Below are 953 nucleotides of genomic sequence, written 5' to 3' on the forward strand. Positions count from 1 at the left end.
TAAGCTATCAACAGGAAAAAGTATAGAACCTAAAAATTGATATGACTATATCTAAAGTATACCCATAATTATACGTCTCGACGATCATCCTTCTCTTATAAATAATCTGAAATTCGATCACGGATCTTCATGTGTGAGTTTGCTGCAACGATCAATAAAAATATTGTTATTAACCAAAAACTTAAATTAAACATTCCTTTATCCCAGATCCACGCTCGTCCAAAAGCAATATCTCGAAAACCTTCAATTAAATAATAAAAGGGATTGATCAGCTGAGCTTGAATGAAAACCTGTGGAATTACATTAAAATGTCCTAAATCAAAAATAACTCCAGAGCCGTACATTAAAAATCTAAAAATGTAATTCAGGAAAAATTTAAAATCAGGGAAAACTACTTCAATCGATGAACATAATAATGAAACCGAAAGAGTAAAAATTATCAACATTGGTATATAGTACAAAAATTGTAACCAATAAACCGAAGGATAATAGCCAGAAAATACCGCTAAAAATAACCCTCCACCAACCATGATAAAGAGTTCCGTAAAAAAACCAATCATGGAAGAAGTTGGCATTATACTAACTGGGAATCGCATTTTAGCCGTTAATTTAAATTGTTTAGTGACACTCTTTGCTCCGGTAGTGATCACATGTTGCATAAAAGAATATACTCCCATACCAATGAACATCCAAGGCAAAGGAGGCAACCCGTCTGGAGCAGTACGGTGCATTAAAATTCCGAAAATTATGTAATTGATTGCTAATTGCACCAAAGGATCTAAAATTTCCCATAACCTGCCAAAACGATTCTGCATTGAAGTACTCTTTGTACTATATTTAGATAAGTTTGCTGCTATACGCAAATATTTAAATTGTTCCTTGATATAAATTATTGCATCTTTCATTATTGGTATTCTCCATTTAATTATTGTACTCGTCGTTTGTAAAATTAA

The 953-nt window shown here is 32.1% G+C and carries 1 protein-coding gene; it reads right to left on the minus strand.

Annotated elements, in window-relative coordinates; translation table 11 throughout:
* Positions 1-95 precede the first annotated feature (95 nt).
* The gene (locus FC65_RS10835; RefSeq protein WP_056972759.1) at positions 96-905 is read right to left on the minus strand and encodes an ABC transporter permease; all 810 of its coding nucleotides are present in this window, start codon (positions 903-905) and stop codon (positions 96-98) included.
* Positions 906-953: the final 48 nt, after the last annotated feature.

The sequence above is a fragment of the Ligilactobacillus acidipiscis DSM 15836 genome, from assembly GCF_001435755.1.
Lineage (GTDB): Bacteria > Bacillota > Bacilli > Lactobacillales > Lactobacillaceae > Ligilactobacillus > Ligilactobacillus acidipiscis.

Excerpts from the sequence above, each read along its gene's own strand:
- FC65_RS10835 (WP_056972759.1), bottom strand. The coding sequence starts at position 905 with ATGAAAGATGCAATAATTTATATCAAGGAACAATTTAAATATTTGCGT.